Source organism: Streptomyces prunicolor (assembly GCF_045162825.1).
GTDB lineage: Bacteria > Actinomycetota > Actinomycetes > Streptomycetales > Streptomycetaceae > Streptomyces > Streptomyces prunicolor.
In genome coordinates, this window is the sequence record NZ_CP108676.1 from 10,620,834 (window position 1) to 10,641,183 (window position 20,350).

The following is a 20,350-nucleotide window of genomic DNA, read 5'->3' on the forward strand; positions in this document are numbered from 1 at the left end:
GGACGAAGGGGCTACGTCGACCTCGTCGAGGACCCCCGCAACCCGTCGGCCATCCATTCCCGGACGGTCGCCGCCCGGTCCGGGTCCGGGTCGGGCCCGGGCGTGCCGTTGATCGTCGCCACCAGCGAGTGGTACTTGGCCAGCAGCTTCAGGCCAGGCGCCTTGGCCGGCCGCCACACGTCCTTGCCGTTCCGGTCGAACTCGACGAGGGTGCGCCGGGCCCTGTCGACGTCGTGCTCCCCGGTCATGGCGGCGACCAACGCGGCCGAGCTGGCGGCCACTTGCTCGGCGAGGTCCCGGGCCTGCGGTGCGTCCGCGGGCACGCCGGCCTGCTGGGCGGCCTGTGCCGCAAGGAGGAGCTCGCGATGCCTCTCGACGCGGGCCGTCATCTCCGGGGAAGTCATCAACTTGCCCTGCGCGGTGCCGAATGTACGGTGGAAGAAGTCCCGCAGTGCTGTGCGGAACTCCTCGTCCCGCACGATCTCCGCGAGTGCGATCCAGGCCTCCAACTGCTCGGTGGACGGTTCCTCCGGCAGCTGCGGCCGCAGGCTGTGCAGCCGTTCGACATAACCGGGACGGACGTCCAGGCCGTCGGTCACGAAGTCCCAGAACCGGTCGACGAGTTGGTCACGGTCGTCGTCGGACATCGACGCCAGCTTGTGCATCAGGCTCACCTGTTCCGCCGTGGTGTGCTGCCGCGTGATGGTCCGCAGCACGGCACGGCGCGCCCGGAACTGCCGTAACTGGTCCTCGACCAGCCGCAGATGCGTGACGGCAAGATCGTGAAGGTTGGTCTCCCTTGCCAGCACCCGGCGGATGTCGTCCAGGCCGGCGCCCAAGTCGCGCAGGGTGCGCACGAGTTCGAGCCGGGCGATGGCGTGCACGTCGTACCGCCGGAAGCCGCCCTCGGTGAGACCGGTCGGCGCGACGAGGCCCTCGTCGGCGTAGAACCTGATCGCGCTCACACTCAGACCGGTGCGGCGGGCGACGTCCCCGATGGAGTGGAGCTCCAGTTCGTTCACGCCTGTCACTATGGGATCTCAAGTGGCCTGAGAGTCAACCAGTACGGGTACGGGCCGCCATGTGTGTCGCTGACGCACTGTCCTGTCTCCAGCAGCAGATCGTCGCCGCTGTTGTTGCCGCCCTCGCCGCGGGCGAACAACAACGACTGCAACCCCGTGAGGCGTTCACCCGGTCGCTGGGTCTGCTCCGTGCAGTCGAGGTCCTCCTCCAGCATCCGCGCCTGCTCCCACGACGCGTCCAACGCCGTGCGGTGCACGGTGACCGTGGCGGACAGCCGCACGGCTCCCTTCGCGCCGGAGGCGGGCACCTGGAAGTGCCGGGTCAGCGTGGCCAACGCGTCCTCGGGCAACGGGCGCAGCCGCCGCAGACAGTCGTCACCCAACACCGCCCACTGCTCGGGATCACTCTCGTACGGCGTCGCCCGCAACACCCCGGTCCCGAACAACTCCGGCCCGGAGATGACCTGTTGGACCAGCGCCCGGGCCTGCGCCGCGGTCTTCGGTTCCCTGCTCGGATCGGTCCCGGGGGTGGCCGACGCCGTGGGCTGTAAGCCGGCCGTACTGCTCCGAGCCGTCCCCGGCGAGGTCGCCGACGGCGAGGCGGAACCGCCACCGCCACCGCCCCCTCTACGCAGTCGGGTCGATCGTAGTGCCGGGGCGCCTCAACTCACCCTGTACAGAGGGGGGTTCGCAGCGGCGGCGGACTCACCTGACGAGTTCGGTCGGCTCGTCCAACTGCGTCAGCTTCCGCGGATTGCGCACCACGTAGATCCGAGTGATCCGGCCGTCCTCCACCACGACACTGATCGCGGACGGTTCGCCGTCGATCTCGATCCGGCCCGCCGGTTCACCGTTGAGCCACACGGGCGTGGTGTCGAACGCGGCCACCAACGTGTGCGCGCGGGCGAGGATCGGCGCCACCAGCTCGGCTCCATGGAGCGGGGCGAGCGCGGCGGCGACCACCCCGCCGCCGTCGGTCACCATGACCACGTCCGGCGCCATCACCTCCAGCAGCTCCTGCAACTGCCCGGTCCGCAGCGCGCGCAGGAACCGCTCCACCACGGCCCGCTGCTCCGACCGGCTCACCCGCACCCGAGGCCGCCGGGCCGCCACATGCTCCCGGGCCCGCCGCGCGACCTGTCGCACCGTGGCGGCCGACTTCCCGACGACCTCCGCGATCTCGCCGTACGACAGCTCGAAGACCTCGCGCAGCACGAACACCGCACGCTCGGTGGGCCCGAGCGTCTCCAGCACGGTCAGCATCGCGATCGACACGTTCTCCGCGAGTTCGACGTCCTCGGCGACATCGGGACTCGTCAGCAAGGGTTCCGGCAGCCACTCGCCCACGTACTCCTCACGGCGCCGCGACACCGTGCGCAGCCGGTTGAGCGCCTGCCGGGTGACGAGCCGGACGAGGTACGACCTCGGGTCCCGCACCTGTGACCGGTCGACGTCGGCCCAGCGCAGCCAGGACTCCTGCAACACGTCCTCCGCGTCGGCCGCCGACCCGAGCATCTCGTAGGCGACCGTGAACAGGAGGCCGCGATGGACGACGAAGGGGTCCTCGCTCACGCCATTGGCAGTCATGCCGTCGACGCTACGTCGGCGCCGGCGTGCGCCGTCCGGGATGCCAGCGGAATCTCGCACGAGTCCGCGTAGCCCTGCGAGGTGATCCCGTGCGCGGTGTTGCACCTGGCCGCCATGTTGGCGAAGCCGATGAACACGGTGAGTTCGACGAGCGCGGCCGGGCCGAGACGGTCGAGCAGGCTCTGGGACAGCTCGTCGGTGACGGTCGGCGGGGTGTTCGTCATGGCCTCCGCGTACGCGAGCACGTCCCGCTCCAGCGGTGTGAAGACCTCCGACTGCCGCCAGCGCGGGACCTGGCTCGCCTTGGCCAGGTCCAGGTTCTGGTTCAGCGCGTGGAAGTAGTTGACGTCGAGGCACCAGCTGCAGCCGACCTGCGCCGCGACGGCCATGTGCGCGAACGTCTTGAGGCTCGGGTCGGCCGCGTCCCACGTGCCCACCTTGGCCGCGAACTCCTGGTTGGCCGCGGCGAGTTGGGGCTGGTTCCACAGCACTTCGACGGGCTCGGGGACGGCCCCGAGCTGCTTGATCATGTGGTCGCGGAGCTCGGCGGGAAGCTCGGCCTTCGGAAGGCGAGGTGTCACGGTGTTCTCCTTGTACGTGTGTTGTACGTGTGCCTGGTCGGCGGTTCGGCATGAAGACACCGGCGGGCTCGCGGATGTGACACCGATGGCGCGCGGATGTGGCACCGGGATCGGGCACTCCGGTCGGCCTCCTGCTTGGTCACTCCGTGCGCGGGTACTCGGCCGACATGCTGATCGCCGAGAACGAACACGTGGAGCTCGCCATGTCCGGTGCCGCCATGGGCTTGGTGGTGGCCTTTGCCGGTGGTCTCGTCATCGTCGCGTTGCTGGTGTGGGCTGTCCGGCTGGGCATCAAGGTGCGACAGCGGGAACCGGCCCCGCCGCGCCCGGACGAGCAGCCCCGGCTGCCGGAATCCGGCCCCGTCGGGGAAATCAGGCAACAGCGGGAGCGTCCGCGCTGGAACGAGGGGACCGGCGGTTCCTGATGGCCGGCACCCGGACCGTGCGGGCGGGCCGCCGCAGCCTCTCCGTCCACCGGCCCGACAAGGTGCTGTTCCCCGCCGACGAGAACGGCAAGGAGTACACGAAGGGCGACCTCGTCGCGTACTACCGGGCCGTCGCCCCCTTCATGCTGCCGCAGCTGCGCGGACGCCCGTTGATGCTGGAACGGCACCCGGACGGCATCGACGGTCCCCGGTTCATGCAGAAGAACGTCCCGGCGCACTACCCGGAATGGATCAAGCGCGTCGAGGTGTCCAAGGAAGGCGGCACGGTCACCCATCTGGTCTGCGACGACACCGCCACCCTCGTGTATCTCGCCGACCAGGCCTGCCTCACCCCGCACCGCTGGCTGTCCCGGACCGGCCGACTCCACCGGCCCGACCGCCTGGTGTTCGACCTCGACCCCTCGGACGCGGGAAAGGGGAGCGACTTCGCCGCCGTACGTCAAGCCGCCCTGCTGCTGCGTGAGTTGCTCGACGAAGTACGGCTGCCGTCCGCGCCGATGACCACCGGCTCGCGCGGTCTGCACCTGGTGGTGCCCCTCGACGGGCGGGAGGACTTCGACACGGTACGCGCCTTCGCCAAGGACGTCGCCGACCACCTCGCCGAGGCACACCCCGACCGACTCACCACGGCGGCACGCAAGAAGGACCGCGGGGAACGCCTCTACCTCGACATACAGCGCAACGGCTACGCCCAGACCGCCGTCGCCCCCTACGCCGTCCGCGCCGAGCCCGGCGCCCCGGTCGCCGTCCCCATCAGCTGGGACCAACTCGACGACCGGGACCTCGACGCCCGGTGCTGGACCATCACCGACGCCGTGGACCAGGCCCGCACCAACCCCTGGGCAGGACTGGCGAGTCGGGGGCGTTCCCTCACCCCGGCCGGTCGACGACTCGACGGCCTGCGCGGCTGAACCACCACGACGACTGACGGCTCCCGCCCCGGGTACTCACCGGTTCATGCGGATGAGCGTGGTGGACGTGGGCTCGAACACGGTGCGGCTCGTGGTGGCGGACCTGGAGGACGGCGCACCGCTGCCCGTGCACACGGCCAAGTGGAAGTTACGGCTCTCCGAGCGCGTCGGGCAGCCGTACGGGGAGATCCCCGAGGACTCTGTACGCCACCTCGTGCAGGCGGTGGCGGCCGCCGCGGAGACCGCCCGGCACTGGGGCGCGGCGGGCCCAATCGCCTTCGCCACAGCGGTGGTTCGCGGCGCACCGAACCGGCTCGACGTGCTCCGCTCCGTGCGCACCGAGACCGGCGTACGGCTGTGCACACTGCCGGGAGAGGTGGAGGGCGAGCTGACGTTCCTCGGCGCCCGGCGCTGGATGGGCTGGCGCGCGGGCCCGCTCGCCCTGTTCGACATCGGCGGCGGCTCCTTCGAAGTCGCCTTCGGACGCGGCCGGTTGCCCGACTTCGTGGCGTCCCTACCCCTCGGCGCGGGCCGCCTGACCCGTGATTTCCTCTACGGCCAGGACCCGCCGCCCGAGCGTGCGGTCAAGGCGCTGCGTCGCGAGGTACGGCACCAACTGCGGGACGTGGCCGCACGGATCCGCTGGGAAGGGCCCCGCACCACCGTCGTCACGTCCCGCACCTTCCAGCAGCTGGCCCGCCTCTGCGGCGCCGCTCCCGGACGTCAAGGTCCCTTTGTGGAACGGCGGTTGGCGCGGGCGGAACTGCGTGTGGGCCTCGACCGGCTGGCCGCCCTCGCGGCCTCCGAGCGGGCCCTGCTCCCCGGCGTCTCGGCACCGCGCGCCGCGCAGAGCCTGGCCGGAGCCGTGGTCGGGCACACGGTCATGAAGCTCGCGGGCATCAGGACCGTGACCGTCTGCCCCTGGGGCATCCGTGAAGGAGTGCTGCTGCGGTACATCGAGGACGGCGGGTCGTGGTGGACGGAGATGACGCGGCGCAGCGACGACGCGGAAGCCGCCGGTGCGGTCGCCCTGCGGATCGCGCCGGTGCCGAAGCCGACCCACGCCGGTGGGTAGTTGACGTCCGTACCGCGCCGACCTACGCCGGGCGTGCGATCTCGGCGACCGCCGTGGAGATCCGCTGTTGCAGGTCCGTGGGCAGCGGCGCTCCATTGACCGAGTCGACGAGTTCTACGGCCAGTTGATGGAGCTTGGTGTTCGTGTGCTGCGAGACGTCGACCAGGACGCTCCACGCGTCCTCGGGACTGAGGCCGAAGGAGGCCATCAGCACTCCGCGGGCCAGGTCGATGACCGGCCGGGTCAGCATCGCGCGCTTGAGCTGCCCGACCTCGACGCGCAGCTCCTCGGCCTCGTCGGACACGCCGTTCTCCTCCATCAGGTCGTGCGCCGTGGGGGAATGTCCGCGCCAGGCGTTGACCACCCCGTCGGCGGCCGTAGGTCCTGGCGCGTGGCTGAACAGCGACGACGTGTCGGTGAGCGCGAACAGCCTCTCGACCCCGGCGCTGACGGCCCGGACGCCGAGCGTCTTGCCGTCCGCCAGGGCGAGTCGGCGCACCGACAGCAGGACGTTGAGCCCGGCGCAGTCGCAGAAACCGACTCCGGCCAGATCGAGGTCCAGCCCTCCGGGTGAACCGGCGAGTGCCCGTCGCAGGGCGCTCCGCACCGCTTCTTCTGTGTCGATGTCGATCTCCCCGGAGACCACGACGACCGTCCGGTTACCGGCAGGTCGCGTCACTATCTTCAAGGAGGCGGAAACCGACAAGGGATCCACCGCAGGGACGGGTGACACGGCACAGATCGTCCGGACCCCGCTCCTGAGAGGAGCGCTACGTTCGTGTTCTTGCATGGCAGCCGCTCCCGAGGCATCCGCCCTGTTTTCTGCCCGGTCAAGTCTCACCCGCTGCATTTAGCGCGTCAAGATATACATGAAATCTTTTTCGTGTCTCTAGATACGTGAAAGATGGGGCCTATGCTGGGGGTCATGGACGGAGTATCCGAGACACACGCAGGGTGGACGTTCCTCACCAGCCATGCCCGAGTACTGGCCGCGATCGCCGAGGACCACCGCACCCGTATCCGTGACATCGCCGTGCGGTGCAGGCTCACCGAGAGAGCCGTACAGAAGATCATTTCCGACCTGGAACAGGACGGCTATCTCAGCCACACGCGGGAGGGGCGGACCAATGCGTACCGGATCCAGCCGGGGACCATCCTCCGGCACCCGGCCGAGGCCGGAATGACCGTCGAGGCGCTGCTGTCCACCCTCGCGCAGCACGACGCGCAGCGCGAGCACTCGGGCACGCCGACGGGTGAGCGGGACTCCGAACTCGCGGAGTGACCCGCGGAGTTGGCGGGAGTCGGGAGTCATGCGGAAACCGCGCCCGAGCGGCCCGCCACTACAGCCGTCAGCGCGCGGCGACCGATGGCGGTTCCGCTCCGTCCTGATCGCTCAGGGGGACCCCAGGGCTGTGTCGACGTATCCGCGCAATGGATCCAGCCCGTCCGATTCGTCATTGTTTATAACGTTCTGGCGTCTAGGGGTCATCGCTTTCGCGCATTTGTTTCAGCGTGCCGAGTGCGGGCAGGCGCAGGGTGAGTGCTTCGGACAGGAGGCACGTCCGTGGGAGCCGGCGTATGCCGGATCGCGGGTGTGTTGCACCTGATCCGTGCGTGCCCGCTCCCATGGGGACCGTCCGTCGACAACCCCCAAAGGGAGTTGCAAGCACCATGGACACAGTCACCGTCACTCGGAAGCGCCATCCGCACGACGACGCCCCCCGTACCGCCGCCGCCTTCGCCCGCCTCTCGCACCTGCCCGGCGGCCCCGAACGGGACGCCCTGCGCGACGAACTCGTCCGCGTCTGGCTCCCCATGTCCGAACGCATCGCCGGCCGCTATCGGGGAAAGGGCGAGCCCTACGAGGACCTGCGCCAGGTCGCGGCCCTCGGTCTCGTCAAGGCCGTCGACGGCTACGACCCCGAGCGCGGCCACGCCTTCGAGAGCTACGCCGTCCCGACCGTCACCGGCGAGATCAAACGCCACTTCCGCGACCACATGTGGGCCCTGCACGTGCCCCGGCGCGTCCAGGAACTCCGCAACAGGGTGCGCGTCGCCCTCCGGGACCTCGCCGCCACCGGTTCGGACCGGCGTCCGAGCGTCGCCGAGCTCGCCGAGCACACGCAGCTGAGCGAGGAGGACGTACAGGCCGGTCTGGAGGCGCTGGACAGCTTCACCGCGCTCTCGCTGGACGCCGAGACGCCGGGTGAGGACGCGGGTATGACGCTCGTCGGGCTGCTGGGGGAGTGGGACGCCGGATTCGACCTGGTCGTCGACCGCGAGGCGGTCAAGCCCGCCCTGCTTACACTGCCCGAACGCGAGCGCATGATCCTCTACCTCCGTTTCTTCCAGGGCATGACCCAGAGTCGTATAGCGGAGCAGCTCGGCGTCTCCCAGATGCATGTCTCCCGACTGATCACCCACTCCTGCGCCGCCGTGCGCGAACGCGTACTGGCCGACGCCGCCTGACCGCGCCGGGGAGGGAGGCCGGCCGCCCCGCGGGAGTGTTCCCGGGGCGGCCGGTGGCGGGCTCACTGCCGAACCCTCCCGGGAGCGGTTGGGCAGTGATCGGCCCTCTTCGGACTACCGGGCTGGGCGCGGTTCAAACAACGACCGGCCCACCGGGCGGACGCGTCGCCCGGCGTGCTCGCGCAGTGACAGGCCGGTGAAGTGGGGGGTTCCCGGTCGACTCCCAGGGGGCCGCCGTACCCTCAACAGCGCCGAACGCAGGGCGTGTTGGGTGGTTCCGGTTGCGGTCGGGGAGAGTACGTACGGGACGTCCCGGCGTACCGGTATGCTCTCGACTGTTGTCTGACGGCAACTATGGTCGTGGGAAATCGTGCGGTGGGGAGGGCAGGGCCATGGTGGTGCCACAGCCGCGGGCCGACGACCTGCTGTCGGTGGGTGGCGAAGGGGCCGGCCCGGAACCCTGGGTGGCCTGGCAGCCCGCTGTTCTGCTGGTCGAGGACGACGCCGGTGACGCGCTGTTGGTGGAGGAACTGGTCGCCGACAGCGCGCTGAAGATACGGCTGCAGTGGGTGCGGTCGATGGCCGAGGCCGCCGAGGCACTCGCGGTCGATGTGCCGGACTGTGTGCTGCTCGACCTGCACCTGCCGGACGCCCAGGGCCTCGAAGCGCTCTCCCGGGTACGCGCGAGCGCCGAGCGGGCGGCTGTCGTGGTCCTCACCGGCCTCGCCGAGGAGGAGACCGGGCTGGCCGCCGTCGCCGCCGGCGCACAGGACTACCTGGTCAAGGGCCGGGTCGAGCCGGGCCTCTTCGGCAGGGCCGTGCGCTACGCGATCCAGCGCAAGCAGGCCGAGCGGGCGGCCGTGGCGCTCCAGGCCAGCCGCATGCAGGCCCAGGAGAACGCCCGCCTGGAACGAGGACTGCTGCCCCGCCCCCTGCTGCGCGGCGAGGGCGTCGAAGCGGTGGCCCGCTACCGCCCCGGCCGCGCGCAGGCACTGCTCGGCGGCGACTTCTACGACATCGTGCAGAGCGTCGACGGCACCGTCCACGCGGTGGTCGGCGACGTCTCCGGGCACGGTCCCGACGAGGCCGCCCTCGGTGTGGCCCTGCGCATCGCCTGGCGCACGCTGGTCCTCAGCGGTGTCACGGGCGCCGAACAGGTGGCCCGGCTGGAGGAACTCCTGGTCGCCGAGCGCGCCCGCAGCGAGGTCTTCGCCACCCTCGTCAGCCTCGTTGTCGCACCCGGCGAACGTACGGCCAAAGTCGTGCGGGCCGGACACCACGGGCTGCTGATGCGGGACGGCGGCCGCGTGGAGTGGGTCGAGGTACCCGGCGGCCCGGCACTGGGCGTGGTCCCCGGCCACGCGGACTGGCCCGTCGAGGAACTGGCTGTACCGACCGATGCCGCCGTGGTGCTCTTCACCGACGGCCTCTTCGAGGGGCATGTCGGGCGAGGCTCGGAGCGACTGGGGGAGGACGGGCTGCTACGGCTCGCACGGGAACGGGCCGCGCTGGCACCGGAGCCGTTCGTCGATGAACTGATCGCCCGCGCCGAGAGCCTGGCCGAGGCGCAGGGCGGCCTGGCGGACGACGTGGCCGTGCTGCATCTGCACTGGACATGAAGCGGCAGCTGCCCCGGACATGATTCACCGCGCCGGAAATGAGCAGGTGGGACGAGAGGATGTCGAAACGAGACGAACGGTGAGGGACATGGCGGGCGGAACAGGGATCGGGCGCCGGTTGACGGTGCAGGGATGGTTCTTCCTGGCGCTGTCGCTCATGGTGCTCCTGGTGGTGATCGGTACCGCGATCGGCGCCAACCTGCTGAGCCAGACCGCCCGGGTCACCGACGATCTGCTGCTGCGGGTCCAGCCCTCCCAGACCGAGGCGTACCGACTCCAGGCCGCCCTGGTCAACCAGGAGACCGGCATCCGCGGCTACGCGATCGCCGCCGACAAGCAGTTCCTCGCGCCCTACGTCAGTGGTCAGCAGGACGAGGCCCGCGCGGCCGCCCGGCTGCGCGGACTACTCCGCGACCGACCCGAACTCCTCGCCGATCTGAGCGCGGTGGAGCGCGGGGCGGCCGCCTGGCGCACGGACTACGGCGCGCCCCTCACCGCCGCCGTCACCCCCGGCCGGCCGCACGCCGTCGATCAGGCCACCGTGGACAGCGGCAAGCACGAGTTCGACCAGCTGCGCACCCTCTGGGCGAAGCAGAACGCCGACCTCGCGAAAGCCGTGAAGGAGGGCCGCGCCCACCTCGCCCACCAGCGGACCGTGCGCGACACCGTCCTCAGCGCCATGGTCGCCGCCTTCCTGCTGACCGGCATCGTCCTGGCTTTCCTCGTACGACTGCTCGTGACCCGGCCCCTTGAGGCGCTGAGCAAGGCGACGGAACAGGTCGCGGGCGGCGACTTCGCGCACCGCATCACCGGGGACGGCCCGGTCGACCTCACCGCGGTGGCCGGAGCCGTCGAGGGCATGCGCAGACGGATCGTCGCCGAACTCGACGCCTCCCGCGACCAGGAGGTGATACTGAGCCGACAGGCCGCCGAGCTGGACGCCCAGGCCGTCGAACTGCGCCGGTCCAACGCCGAGTTGGAGCAGTTCGCCTACGTCGCCTCGCACGATCTGCAGGAGCCGCTGCGCAAGGTCGCCTCGTTCTGCCAGCTGTTGGAGAAGCGGTACGGGGACAAGCTCGACGACCGCGGTCTCCAGTACATCGACTTCGCCGTCGACGGCGCCAAACGCATGCAGGTGCTCATCAACGACCTGCTCACCTTCTCCCGCGTCGGACGCCTCGACGACACCCGGGAGAAGGTCGGTCTCGGCCCGGCACTGGACAAGGCGCTGCGGAACCTCGCGGCGGCCGTCGAGGAGTCGGAGGCCCGGATCGACCGGCCCGAGACCCTGCCCGAGATCGTCGGCGACCCGACACTGTTGACGATGCTCTGGCAGAACCTCGTGGGCAACGCCCTGAAGTTCCGCCACCCGGACCGTGCCCCGCATGTGACCGTCACCTGCGACCCCGACCCCGAGAACCCCGGCATGTGGCGCGTGTGCGTCGCCGACAACGGCATCGGCATCCCCGAGGAGTTCACCGACAAGGTCTTCGTCATCTTCCAGCGGCTGCACAGTCGCGACGCCTATGGCGGCACCGGCATCGGACTCGCCCTCTGCAAGAAGATCGTCGAACACCACGGCGGCCGGATCTGGATCGACTCCCGTGTCGGCGAGGGCACCCGGTTCTGCTTCACGCTCCCGTCCGCCGATGCGACCGACGCCATCGAAGCCACGGAGACCGCCGAACCCGGCGACGACTCCGGCACCTCCCCCTCCACAGACGAGAAGGCCCTCACATGACCCTCCCTGGCGCGACCCCGATCGACGTCCTCCTGGTGGAGGACGATCCCGGCGACGAACTGATGACCCGGGAAGCCTTCGAGGACAACAAGATCGGCAACACCCTGCACGTCGTCCGGGACGGCGAGGAGGCCCTCGACTTCCTCTACAAGCGCGGCGAGCACATCGACGCCCCGCGACCCGACCTGATCCTCCTCGACCTCAACCTCCCGAAGTACGACGGCCGCCAGGTCCTGGAGAAGATCAAGTCCGACCCGGATCTCGCGCACATTCCCGTCGTCGTCCTGACCACCTCCTCGGCCGAGGAGGACATCCTGCGCAGCTACAAACTGCACGCCAACGCCTATGTCACCAAGCCGGTCGACCTCGACCAGTTCATCGCCGCGGTCCGGCAGATCGACGACTTCTTCGTGCAGGTCGTCCGGCTGCCCCACCGCTTCGGCTGAGGCGCTAGGGTCGTTCGTAAGGAGTGACGAATCCGGTGTCGAGTTGGTGAGGGCCATGATGTCGGAGGAAGACCGAGCCGACGAGATCACCGGGGTGTTCCTGCACAGGCTGCCGGAGGACACCTGGTGGTGGTCGGACGAGATGTTCCGCCTGCTCGGCTACGAACCCGACGCCGTCACGCCCGGCGCCAAGCTGCTGCGCGGCCACGTCCACGGCGAGGACCAGGCCGGGCTCGACAGCGCCCTGGAACACGGCAGGACCACCGGTCTCCCCTTCAGTTGCTATCTCCGCGTGGTCGGCACGCCGCACGAGGAACGCGGCGTCGTCCTGGTCGGCGACGGCCGCACCGGCGACGACGGCCAGGTGGTCGTGCTGCGCGGGTTCGCCGTCGACGTGACCAAGTCGGTACGGGAGGAGGCACGGCGTGCCGCCGACTCCGACATCGAGCGGGCCCGCGTCTCGCAGGAGGACATCGACCTCGCGCGCGGTGTGCTCATGGGCCTCTACGGCATCGACGCGGACGTCGCGATGCGCGTCCTGCGCCGCCACTCCCAGTACGCCAACGTCAAACTCCGCACGCTTGCCCAGTCCGTGCGCGAGGCCGCGCCCACGGCACCCGGCCGACCCCAGCACGACCTGCACCAGCGGATCTCGTCCGTGCTCTACCCCGACCGCGACTGAGCGGGCGTCCAAGCTCCCGGAGACGGGGTCGCTTGGGGGTGGGAATCTCGGGTAGGCCAACCCCATGAGCGGCGAATCACCACACTGCCGACTTCCCTGAGGTTTCGAACGCGTGGCACCGCACGGGGAGGCGGACCGGAAACCGGCGCAGGCGGACAGCACGGACGTCGCCGCGGGCCGGATCGCCGATGCCGTGGACGGACTGGCCGAGCTGTGGAGCCTGGCGGCGGCGGAGGCGTCGGTACGGCTCTCGCCGCATCAACTGCGCGCGCTGCACGCCCTCCAGGCCACACCGGGCGCGAATCTGACCATGCTCGCCGAACGGCTCGACGCGGGTCTGCCCACGGTGAGCCGGCTCTGCGACCGGCTGGAGGCGGCAGGCCTGCTGCTCAGGGACGCGGCACCGCACAACCGCCGGGAAATACAACTGAGCCTCACCGCACACGGCCGCGACGTGCTCGCCGAGGTGGCCGACCTCAGGTCCCGGGCGCTGACCGAGGTCGTACGCGGTATGGAGCCGGACGACCGCGCGGCCCTGGAGCGCGGCCTGCGGGCGTTCGTCGAGGCGCAACAGATTCGGGCGCCGGGCGAGAGTGGTTGATCACGGCGTCGCGGGGTCGCGTCCGTTCCAGTCCAGGCAGACCACGGCGGCGTCGGCGGTCAGGTCGGTGCTGCCGAAGTGCTCGACCAGGCTCGCCACCACCGAGCGCGCGACCTCCTGCGGAGCCTGCGTCGGCGCCGCGTCGAGCGCCCGGCGCAGTGCGTCCTCGCCGAACAGAAGGCCCTCCGGTGAACGGGCCCCGTGCACGCCGGTGCTCACCGCCACGAGCCGGTCCCCGGGCCGTACGGTGAAGATCTGCTCCTCGTAGGCGGTCTCCTCGAACATGCCGAGGGGGAGCTGTGCCTCCAGTTCGATCTGCTGCACCGTGTCGCCGCGGCGGCGGTACAGGCGGGGCGAGCCCGCGTCGACGGCCTGGACCGTGCCCGTCGCCAGGTCGAAGCGGAGCAGCAGGGTCGAGGCGTACACCTTGCCGCCGAACTGGGCGTACACGGCCTGGTCGGCAAGGCGCGCCTGGTCGGAGAGGCTCACGCCGGCCCGGCGGCCGTTGCGCAGGGCGCCCACCGTCACGCTGGTGAGCAAGGAGGCGTCGATGCCGCGGCCCATGCCGTCGGTGACCGTCAGGGTGAGCCGGCTGCCGTCGGTGCTCCAGTCGAAGTTGTCGCCGCCGACGGTGTACGCGGGCTCCAGATGGGCGCCGATCACGAACTCCGGGCGCCCGCAGCCGCGCCCCGGCAGGAGCTGCCACTGCATCTCGGCGGCGAGCGTGAGCCGTCGCGTACGGCGGGCCAGGAGGTACAGGTCGGTGTCGCGTTCCGCCGTGGCGATCTCGTGGCCCAGCGCGGTAGCGAACTCGGCGAGCGCGCGCACCCCGGCGGTGTCGGCACCGGCGGCGGGCAGCCGGGCGGAGAGGACACCGAGGCGGTCGCCGCGCACGGTGACCGGGACGTGCACGCCGGCCGTCCCGTCCTGAGACGGTTCGACGACGGGCGTCTGCACGGTGAACGCCCGTCCCGCGGGACCGTCGTAGGCGGACAGCGGTTCGTTGGTGCCCGGTGGCGGGGCGACCGGACGCAGCACGCGCAGGCCGTAGTCGGCGAGGAGGAGGGTGACATCCCGGGCTCCTGCTCGGTCACCGAGCAGGCGTCGAGCCGTCTCCACGAGTGCGTTGGGCGGGGCCGACCGCAACTCGCTCTCCACAGAGGGGAGCGGCTCAGAGGTGCTCACGGCGTTCACCCTTCCGGCTCAGTGTCTTCACACTAGCGTCACGCCGGTGGGCGCGGGGTGCGACGGTCACCGCCCGCGCCAGTCCAGGCACACCACCAAGGCGTCGTCGTCCGGAGTGGGCGTGCCGCGATGGCCGGTCAGCTCGCGCAGTACGGCCGGCGGCACCTCGGCGGCGGGCAGCAGCCGCGTGTGCTGGATCGCCCGCGCCAGCGCCGCGTCCCCGTACGCCTCACCCTTGGGCGAGGCCACGGCGTACACCCCGTCGCTGACGAACAGGAGCCGGTCCCCGGGCTCGATCCGGAAGTCCTGCTCGACGTAGTCGGTCTCCTCGAACATGCCCAGCGGCAGCTGCGCGTCGAAGGCGATCCGCTCCACCACCCCGTCCCGCAGCCGCAGCGTCTGCGGCGATCCGGCGTCCACCACCCGGGCCTGCCCGGTGGTGAGGTCGAAGTCGAACATCAACACGGACATATGGCTACGGCCCTGGTAGTGGGCGTACACGGCCTGGTCCGCGAGGGCCGCCTGGTCGGCGAGGGGGATGCCCGCCCGGCGCGCGTTGCGCAGGGCGTTGACCGTCAGGTTCGTCAGGAGTGATGCCTCTATGCCCTCGCCCATGCCGTTCGAGGCGTAGAGCGTGAGGTGGTCGGCGGTGGCGGACCAGTCGAAGTTGTCCCCGTGGATCGCGTACGCGGGCTCCAGCTGCGCGCCCAGGTCGAACTCGGAGCGGGAGCACGAGCGGCCGGGCAGCAGCTGCCACTGCATCTCCGCCGCCAGCGTCAGCCGGTCCTTGCGCCGGGCCCGCAGATACAGGTCCGTGTCGCGCTCGGCGACCAGCACCTCGTGCCCCAACACCTCGGCCAGCTCGGCCAGTTCGGGCAGGCACGCGCGTACGTGGTCGCCGCCGGGCAGCGTCACCGAGAGCACGCCGAGACGGTCCCCGCGCACGCTGATCGGCAGGTGGACGCGCACGCTGCCGTCGCCCAAGTTGCCCTCCACGAACGGTTCTTGGGCACCGAAGGCCCGGCCCGCCGGGGTGTTGTGCACGGAGACCGGCGGCAGGGTGTGCGGCAGTTCGGTCACGGGCTGGAGCACGGTCAGGCCGTAGTCGGCCATGAGCAGGTCCACGGAGTCCGCCCCGTACAGCCTGCCCAGCTCGCGGCCGACGACGTCGGGCAGCTCATGAGGGGCCGCCGTGCGCAAGGCGCGCTCGACAGCCAGGAATCTGTTCACGATCGTAGGTATGCCAATCTCTCACCCGAGGCACGCGTCGCCCGCTCTGCGGTGGGCCGTACGGCCCCGGCGTCACGTGTCGTCTCGTCCATCCGTGTCTGTTGCGCGTGCCTAGTAGGCTGGGGTTCGTCCCTGTGCCTGCGAGAGTGTGACCGTGACGTCCTTCCACCCCCGCCCCGAACCCGACGAGGTCGCGCGCGTCACCTCTACGGCCGCGGAACTACTGGAAGTCCTTTGGGGACGCGCCTCGACGGCGCCCGCGTCCGCCTCCCAGTTGCGCGTCCTGTTCATCCTGGAGCACCACGAGGGCATCAACCTGCGGACCCTCGCCGACCACCTCGCCTCGACCCCGCCGTCGACCAGCCGGCTGTGCGACCGTCTGCAGGCCGCCGGGTTCGTCGACCGCGAGGTGAGCCCCACGGACCGGCGCGAGGTGCGCCTGTACCTCAGCAGCCTGGGGCGGTCCTTCCTGTCGGACCTGCGGGCTCGGCGTGAGGAGGCGCTCGGGGCGGTGCTGGCGCAGATGCCGGCCGCCGGGCGCAGCGCGCTGCTCACCGGCCTTGAGGCGTTCTGCGCGGTGGCGGCGGCGCAGATACACGACCAAGAGGACTCTTCCGGCAGCCGTACCGCCTGACCGGGCCGCCCGACAGCCGACCGCTCGGTGGCTGTCCGTTGTTCGTGGCCGGTGCACGGAGTGGCCCCCGCCGACCGGGACATCCCAGATCCTTCCCCCTGCTGCGACGACACCCGCTACTTTCTTGCCTCATGGCCATAGTTGTCAAACGGCAAGTGTCACGGGTGCCGGTGCCGACGTGTGGTCGAGCAGGGGAAGTTCGGTGCAGGTTGTGGGCCGGTCAGCCGAGCTCGGCGCCCTTGGCCGCGGCCTCGGACTCGGAGTGCGCGTCACCGGTGGCGAGCGTGCCGCCCGCGCTCTCCAGGTGCGCCCGCACGAACCACTGGAACTGCTCCAGGTCGCGCAGCTGCCCGATCAGCAGATCCTCGGTCGCGGGGTCGATGTCGCCCGCCACCTTGACCGCGGCCCGGACGTCCTCGATCAACCCCGTGTAGACGAGGTTGAGCGCGCCCAGGTGGGCGATTGCGTCGGCCCGGCCGATGGAGTAGTCGTCCCAGGTGCGCTCGGCGACCAGCGTGCCCGGGGTGCCCGGTGCGACCCCGCCGAGCGCGGCGATGCGCTCGGCCACGTCGTCGGCCATCTCGCGTACTTGGTCGACCTGCGGGTCGATCATCTCGTGCACGGCGATGAAGTGCGGCCCGACGACGTTCCAGTGCACGTGCTTCAACGTCAGGTGGAGATCGTTCAGCGAGTGGAGCCGCAGCCGCAGCACGCCGATCAGCCGGCCCGCGGCCTCGCGCTGGACACCGGGAACGGTGTACTTCGGGGTCAGGTCCTTGATCTCCTCGGTCATGGTTCACCTCTGGTCATTCGGTAGGGCGTGCGGTTCCTTACCTGGTCACGGGTGCCCCTGTCCGGCGAGGTCAGACATCCCGTTTGTGCGTGATACGTCACGAACGGGATGTGGGCCGTCCGCCGGGCAGGAGATCCTGGATCTTCGCCTTGAATCCCTGCCTGAGCACGGCGGCGCGATCACTGTCGCCCTTGAGGACGGAGGACGCGGCGGCCTCGATCTGCTCCAGGGACGAGTGCGGCGGGATCGGTGGTACGGCGGGATCGGTCACGAAGTCCAGCACGCACGGCCGGTCGGCGGCGAGCGCGCTCTCCCAGGCGCCGGTCACCTCGTCCGGCTTCTCCACCCGGATGCCGGTCAGGCCCAGGGAGCGGGCGAAGTCGGCGTAGGCGACGTCCGGGATCGACTGCGAGGGCAGGAACTGCGGGGCGCCCTCCAAGCCGCGCATCTCCCAAGTCACCTGATTCAGATCCCGGTTGTTGAGCACGGCGACGATGAGCCGCGGATCCGCCCATTCCTGCCAGTACTTGGCGACGGTGATCAGCTCGGCCATGCCGTTCATCTGCATCGCCCCGTCCCCGACGAGCGCGATGGCCGGCCGGTCACCGTGCGCGAACTTCGCACCGATGGCATACGGCACACCCGCCCCCATCGAGGCGAGCGTCCCCGACAGCGAGCCGCGCATCGCACCGCTCAACTTCAGGTGCCGGGCATACCAGTTGGCGGCCGAACCGGAGTCGGCGGACAGGATCACGTCGTCCGGGAGCAGACCGCTGAGCGCGTGCACGACGTATTCGGGGTTGACCGGATCGGCCTCGACGGCGGCCCGCCGCTCCATGACCTCCCACCAACGGGCCACATTGGCCTCGATCTTGACCCGCCACGCCGGATCCTCCAGCTGCTCCAGCAACGGCAGCAGTCGACGCAGCGTCGCGCCGGCGTCACCGACGAGATTCACCTCGAAGGGATAGCGCATCCCCACCATGTGCGGATCGATGTCGATCTGCACGGCCCGCGCCTTCCCGAACTTCGGCAGGAACTGCGAGTAGGGGAACGACGACCCGATCACCAGCAGCGAGTCGCACTCACGCATCATCTCGTACGACGGTCGGGTACCCAACAGCCCGATCGCGCCCGTGACATAGGGCAGTTCGTCGTCCAACGCATCTTTACCGAGCAGGGCTTTGGCGACCCCGGCGCCGAGCCGGTCGGCGACCGCCTGCACCTCCGCACGGGCACCCCGGGCGCCCTGCCCGATCAAGATGGCTGTCTTTCCACCGGAGTTGAGGACATCGGCGGCCCGCCGCAGATCGTCGTCGTCCGGCACCGTCGTGTAGTGCGGCATGCCGGGACTGGACGGCACCATCTTGAAGGCGTGCTCGGGCGGGGCGTAGGGGAGATCCTGGACGTCGGCCGGGATGATCACGGCGGTTACCGTGCGGCGGGCCATGGCGGTGCGCAGCGCCCGGTCGAGGACGTTCGGCAACTGCTCCGGGACGGTGACCATCTCGCAGTAGTCGGAGGCGACGTCCTTGTAGAGGCTCAGCAGATCGACCTCCTGCTGGTAACTGCCGCCCAGGGCACTGCGGTTGGTCTGCCCGACGATCGCGACGACGGGAACGTGGTCGAGCTTCGCGTCGTAGAGGCCGTTGAGGAGATGGATGGCGCCGGGTCCCGAAGTAGCCACGCAGACACCGACCTTGCCGGAGAACTTGGCGTACCCGACGGCCTCGAACGCGGCCATCTCCTCGTGCCGGGCCTGGACGAAACGGGGGGTGTCGTCCGCGCGGCCCCAGGCGGCGAGCAGGCCGTTGATGCCGTCGCCCGGGTAGGCGAAGACGTGGGTGACGTCCCACTCGCGCAATCGCTGGAGGAGGTGGTCCGAGACCTTGGTGACCATGGGCGGGGGTCCTTCCGATGGGGGTGTCCGTCCGGTACGGACCTTCGGGTACCCCGGAAGTCGCCCCGACGACATGCCGCGGGCCGGAAGCCCTCGGCCTCCGGCCCGTTGTGCGGCCCCTGTTGCCCCGACTCGTCAGTCGTCACCTCTGACGATGTTGCCCTCGGTGAGCGTCTGCGGAGGCGGTGTCACGCTGTTGTCGTCGACGGGTGGGATACAGGTGCGTACGGCCTTCCCGCTACGGCGACGGGCCTTCGCCCAACCGGTCTCGGGCGGCAGATGCCGTTCTTCCTTCTTGACGGTGCGCGCGGTCACAGCGCTTCAACTTCTCTCTCTGTGTGAAATGTGTGGTCCCTTGAGCCAACCGTTCGGGTCCCCTCCGGGCACGGAATCAAACGCCGCCGGGCGGACTCGGCTCGCGGACCGTGGCGATCAACTCCGGGCGAACTCAAGAAGGTCGGCGTTGAACCGCTCGGCGAATTTCGGCACCATCGCCAGGCCGTGCGGAGCGCCCGGATACACCTTGTAGATCGCGTCCTTGACGAGCTTCGACGATTTGTCGCCGGAGGCCACGATGGGAACGATCTGATCGTCGTCGCCGTGCACGATCAATGTCGGGACGTCGATCTTCTTGAGGTCTTCGGTGAGATCGGTCTCGGAGAATGCCTTGACGCAGTCATAAGCGCCCTTGATCCCCACGGTCATGCTCCAGAGCCAGAACTCGTCCCGGGTTCCCTGGGTGACGGTCGAGTCGTCCCGGTTGGCGCCGTAGAACGGGGCGCTGAGATCTTTGTAGAACTGCGAACGATCCGCCGCCACACCGTTGCGGATGTCGTCGAAGACGTTGATCGGCAGCCCTTCGGGATTCGCGTCCGTCTTGAGCATGAGCGGCGGGATCGCCCCGAGCAGAACGGCCTTGGCGACCCGGCCGGAGCCGTGCCGGCCGATGTAGCGGGTGACCTCACCGCCGCCGGTCGAGTGCCCGACCAGGATCACGTCATGGAGATCCAGGGCCTCGATGACCGACGCCAGGTCGTCGGCGTACGTGTCGAGGTTGTTGCCGTCCCAGGGCTGACCGGAACGCCCGCCGCCACGCCGGTCGTGGGCCACGGCCCGGAAGCCGTTGTCGGCCATCAACTTCAGTTGGGGATCCCACGCGTCGGCGGTCAGCGGCCAACCGTGGGAGAAGACGACGGGCTGCCCCGCGCCCCAGTCCTTGTAGAAGATCTGCGTGCCGTCGGAGCTGGTGGCGAAGGGCATGGTGTGTTCCTCCAGAAATGATCGAACTGTTTGAGTACGTCACACGGAGATTCGACGACGGCAATGGGGTCAGCGGCGAGCGGCGACCGGAATGAGCACGTCGACCACAACACTCTAGGCGAGGCGAGGAACTTCCGCGTGTCGAGCGAATTCCTGGCCGTTTCCACC

Annotated in this window: 22 protein-coding genes; 11 read left to right on the forward strand and 11 right to left on the reverse strand. The window is 70.1% G+C overall.

Features of this window, described 5'->3' with window-relative positions:
* Nucleotides 1–11: 11 nt before the first annotated feature.
* From OG588_RS47990 to OG588_RS48005, 4 genes are all read right to left on the reverse strand, one after another.
* Nucleotides 12–1,022: a MerR family transcriptional regulator gene (locus tag OG588_RS47990; protein ID WP_405952819.1), complete on the reverse strand. Its 1,011-nt coding sequence runs from the start codon at nucleotides 1,020–1,022 to the stop codon at nucleotides 12–14.
* 8 nt (nucleotides 1,023–1,030) lie between these two features.
* Nucleotides 1,031–1,450, reverse strand: coding sequence for a hypothetical protein (locus OG588_RS47995; RefSeq protein WP_405952820.1), 420 nt, complete (start codon nucleotides 1,448–1,450; stop codon nucleotides 1,031–1,033).
* Between the two features lie 277 nt (nucleotides 1,451–1,727).
* Nucleotides 1,728–2,594 (reverse strand): RNA polymerase sigma-70 factor, encoded by an 867-nt coding sequence (locus tag OG588_RS48000; protein WP_405953400.1) that lies wholly within the window; start codon nucleotides 2,592–2,594, stop codon nucleotides 1,728–1,730.
* An 11-nt stretch (nucleotides 2,595–2,605) separates the two neighbouring features.
* Nucleotides 2,606–3,190: a carboxymuconolactone decarboxylase family protein gene (locus OG588_RS48005; protein ID WP_405952821.1), complete on the reverse strand. Its 585-nt coding sequence runs from the start codon at nucleotides 3,188–3,190 to the stop codon at nucleotides 2,606–2,608.
* 167 nt (nucleotides 3,191–3,357) lie between these two features.
* On the opposite strand from OG588_RS48005, the gene OG588_RS48010 reads away from it, so the two are divergent.
* The 3 genes from OG588_RS48010 to OG588_RS48020 are packed head-to-tail and all read left to right on the forward strand — an operon-like array spanning nucleotide 3,358 to nucleotide 5,622.
* Nucleotides 3,358–3,615: a DUF6479 family protein gene (locus tag OG588_RS48010; RefSeq protein WP_405952822.1), complete on the forward strand. Its 258-nt coding sequence runs from the start codon at nucleotides 3,358–3,360 to the stop codon at nucleotides 3,613–3,615.
* Nucleotides 3,615–4,547 carry a non-homologous end-joining DNA ligase gene (gene ligD, locus OG588_RS48015; RefSeq protein WP_405952823.1) on the forward strand — a complete coding sequence of 311 codons (933 nt, stop codon included), beginning with the start codon at nucleotides 3,615–3,617 and terminating at the stop codon, nucleotides 4,545–4,547. Before OG588_RS48010 ends, ligD begins: the two co-directional genes overlap by 1 nt.
* Nucleotides 4,548–4,593: 46 nt before the next feature.
* A complete protein-coding gene (locus tag OG588_RS48020) occupies nucleotides 4,594–5,622 on the forward strand; it encodes a Ppx/GppA family phosphatase (protein ID WP_405952824.1) in 1,029 nt (342 codons plus the stop codon).
* 22 nt (nucleotides 5,623–5,644) lie between these two features.
* On the opposite strand, the gene OG588_RS48025 is transcribed toward OG588_RS48020, so the two are convergent.
* Nucleotides 5,645–6,301 (reverse strand): STAS domain-containing protein, encoded by a 657-nt coding sequence (locus tag OG588_RS48025; protein WP_405952825.1) that lies wholly within the window; start codon nucleotides 6,299–6,301, stop codon nucleotides 5,645–5,647.
* 246 nt (nucleotides 6,302–6,547) lie between these two features.
* Between OG588_RS48025 and OG588_RS48030 the strand changes: the two genes are divergently transcribed.
* From OG588_RS48030 to OG588_RS48060, 7 genes are all read left to right on the forward strand, one after another.
* Nucleotides 6,548–6,904 (forward strand): helix-turn-helix transcriptional regulator, encoded by a 357-nt coding sequence (locus OG588_RS48030; RefSeq protein ID WP_405952826.1) that lies wholly within the window; start codon nucleotides 6,548–6,550, stop codon nucleotides 6,902–6,904.
* 389 nt (nucleotides 6,905–7,293) lie between these two features.
* The gene (locus OG588_RS48035; RefSeq protein ID WP_405952827.1) at nucleotides 7,294–8,091 is read left to right on the forward strand and encodes a SigB/SigF/SigG family RNA polymerase sigma factor; all 798 of its coding nucleotides are present in this window, start codon (nucleotides 7,294–7,296) and stop codon (nucleotides 8,089–8,091) included.
* A 392-nt stretch (nucleotides 8,092–8,483) separates the two neighbouring features.
* Entirely contained in the window at nucleotides 8,484–9,710 is a 1,227-nt protein-coding gene (locus OG588_RS48040; RefSeq protein WP_405952828.1) for a PP2C family protein-serine/threonine phosphatase, read from the forward strand.
* Between the two features lie 88 nt (nucleotides 9,711–9,798).
* On the forward strand, nucleotides 9,799–11,451 hold the full coding sequence (locus OG588_RS48045) for an ATP-binding protein (RefSeq protein ID WP_405952829.1): 1,653 nt from the start codon (nucleotides 9,799–9,801) through the stop codon (nucleotides 11,449–11,451).
* The gene (locus OG588_RS48050) at nucleotides 11,448–11,897 is read left to right on the forward strand and encodes a response regulator (RefSeq protein WP_366097729.1); all 450 of its coding nucleotides are present in this window, start codon (nucleotides 11,448–11,450) and stop codon (nucleotides 11,895–11,897) included. Before OG588_RS48045 ends, OG588_RS48050 begins: the two co-directional genes overlap by 4 nt.
* Nucleotides 11,898–11,952: 55 nt before the next feature.
* Nucleotides 11,953–12,579, forward strand: coding sequence for a PAS and ANTAR domain-containing protein (locus OG588_RS48055; RefSeq protein ID WP_405952830.1), 627 nt, complete (start codon nucleotides 11,953–11,955; stop codon nucleotides 12,577–12,579).
* 112 nt (nucleotides 12,580–12,691) lie between these two features.
* Complete coding sequence (locus tag OG588_RS48060; RefSeq protein ID WP_405952831.1) at nucleotides 12,692–13,180, forward strand: MarR family winged helix-turn-helix transcriptional regulator; 489 nt, start codon at nucleotides 12,692–12,694, stop codon at nucleotides 13,178–13,180.
* On the opposite strand, the gene OG588_RS48065 is transcribed toward OG588_RS48060, so the two are convergent.
* Complete coding sequence (locus tag OG588_RS48065) at nucleotides 13,181–14,374, reverse strand: PP2C family protein-serine/threonine phosphatase (protein ID WP_405952832.1); 1,194 nt, start codon at nucleotides 14,372–14,374, stop codon at nucleotides 13,181–13,183. It abuts the gene before it with no gap.
* 57 nt (nucleotides 14,375–14,431) lie between these two features.
* Nucleotides 14,432–15,595 carry a PP2C family protein-serine/threonine phosphatase gene (locus OG588_RS48070; RefSeq protein ID WP_405952833.1) on the reverse strand — a complete coding sequence of 388 codons (1,164 nt, stop codon included), beginning with the start codon at nucleotides 15,593–15,595 and terminating at the stop codon, nucleotides 14,432–14,434.
* 148 nt (nucleotides 15,596–15,743) lie between these two features.
* On the opposite strand from OG588_RS48070, the gene OG588_RS48075 reads away from it, so the two are divergent.
* Complete coding sequence (locus OG588_RS48075) at nucleotides 15,744–16,229, forward strand: MarR family transcriptional regulator (protein WP_366097734.1); 486 nt, start codon at nucleotides 15,744–15,746, stop codon at nucleotides 16,227–16,229.
* Nucleotides 16,230–16,449: 220 nt separating this feature from the next.
* Here the strand turns inward: OG588_RS48075 and OG588_RS48080 are convergent, their stop codons facing one another.
* From OG588_RS48080 to OG588_RS48095, 4 genes are all read right to left on the reverse strand, one after another.
* Nucleotides 16,450–17,022: a Dps family protein gene (locus tag OG588_RS48080; RefSeq protein WP_405952834.1), complete on the reverse strand. Its 573-nt coding sequence runs from the start codon at nucleotides 17,020–17,022 to the stop codon at nucleotides 16,450–16,452.
* Nucleotides 17,023–17,119: 97 nt separating this feature from the next.
* The gene (locus OG588_RS48085; RefSeq protein ID WP_405952835.1) at nucleotides 17,120–18,922 is read right to left on the reverse strand and encodes a thiamine pyrophosphate-requiring protein; all 1,803 of its coding nucleotides are present in this window, start codon (nucleotides 18,920–18,922) and stop codon (nucleotides 17,120–17,122) included.
* 135 nt (nucleotides 18,923–19,057) lie between these two features.
* Nucleotides 19,058–19,237 carry a hypothetical protein gene (locus OG588_RS48090; RefSeq protein WP_405952836.1) on the reverse strand — a complete coding sequence of 60 codons (180 nt, stop codon included), beginning with the start codon at nucleotides 19,235–19,237 and terminating at the stop codon, nucleotides 19,058–19,060.
* A 117-nt stretch (nucleotides 19,238–19,354) separates the two neighbouring features.
* The gene (locus OG588_RS48095) at nucleotides 19,355–20,182 is read right to left on the reverse strand and encodes an alpha/beta fold hydrolase (RefSeq protein WP_393049542.1); all 828 of its coding nucleotides are present in this window, start codon (nucleotides 20,180–20,182) and stop codon (nucleotides 19,355–19,357) included.
* Between the last annotated feature and the right edge of the window lie 168 nt (nucleotides 20,183–20,350).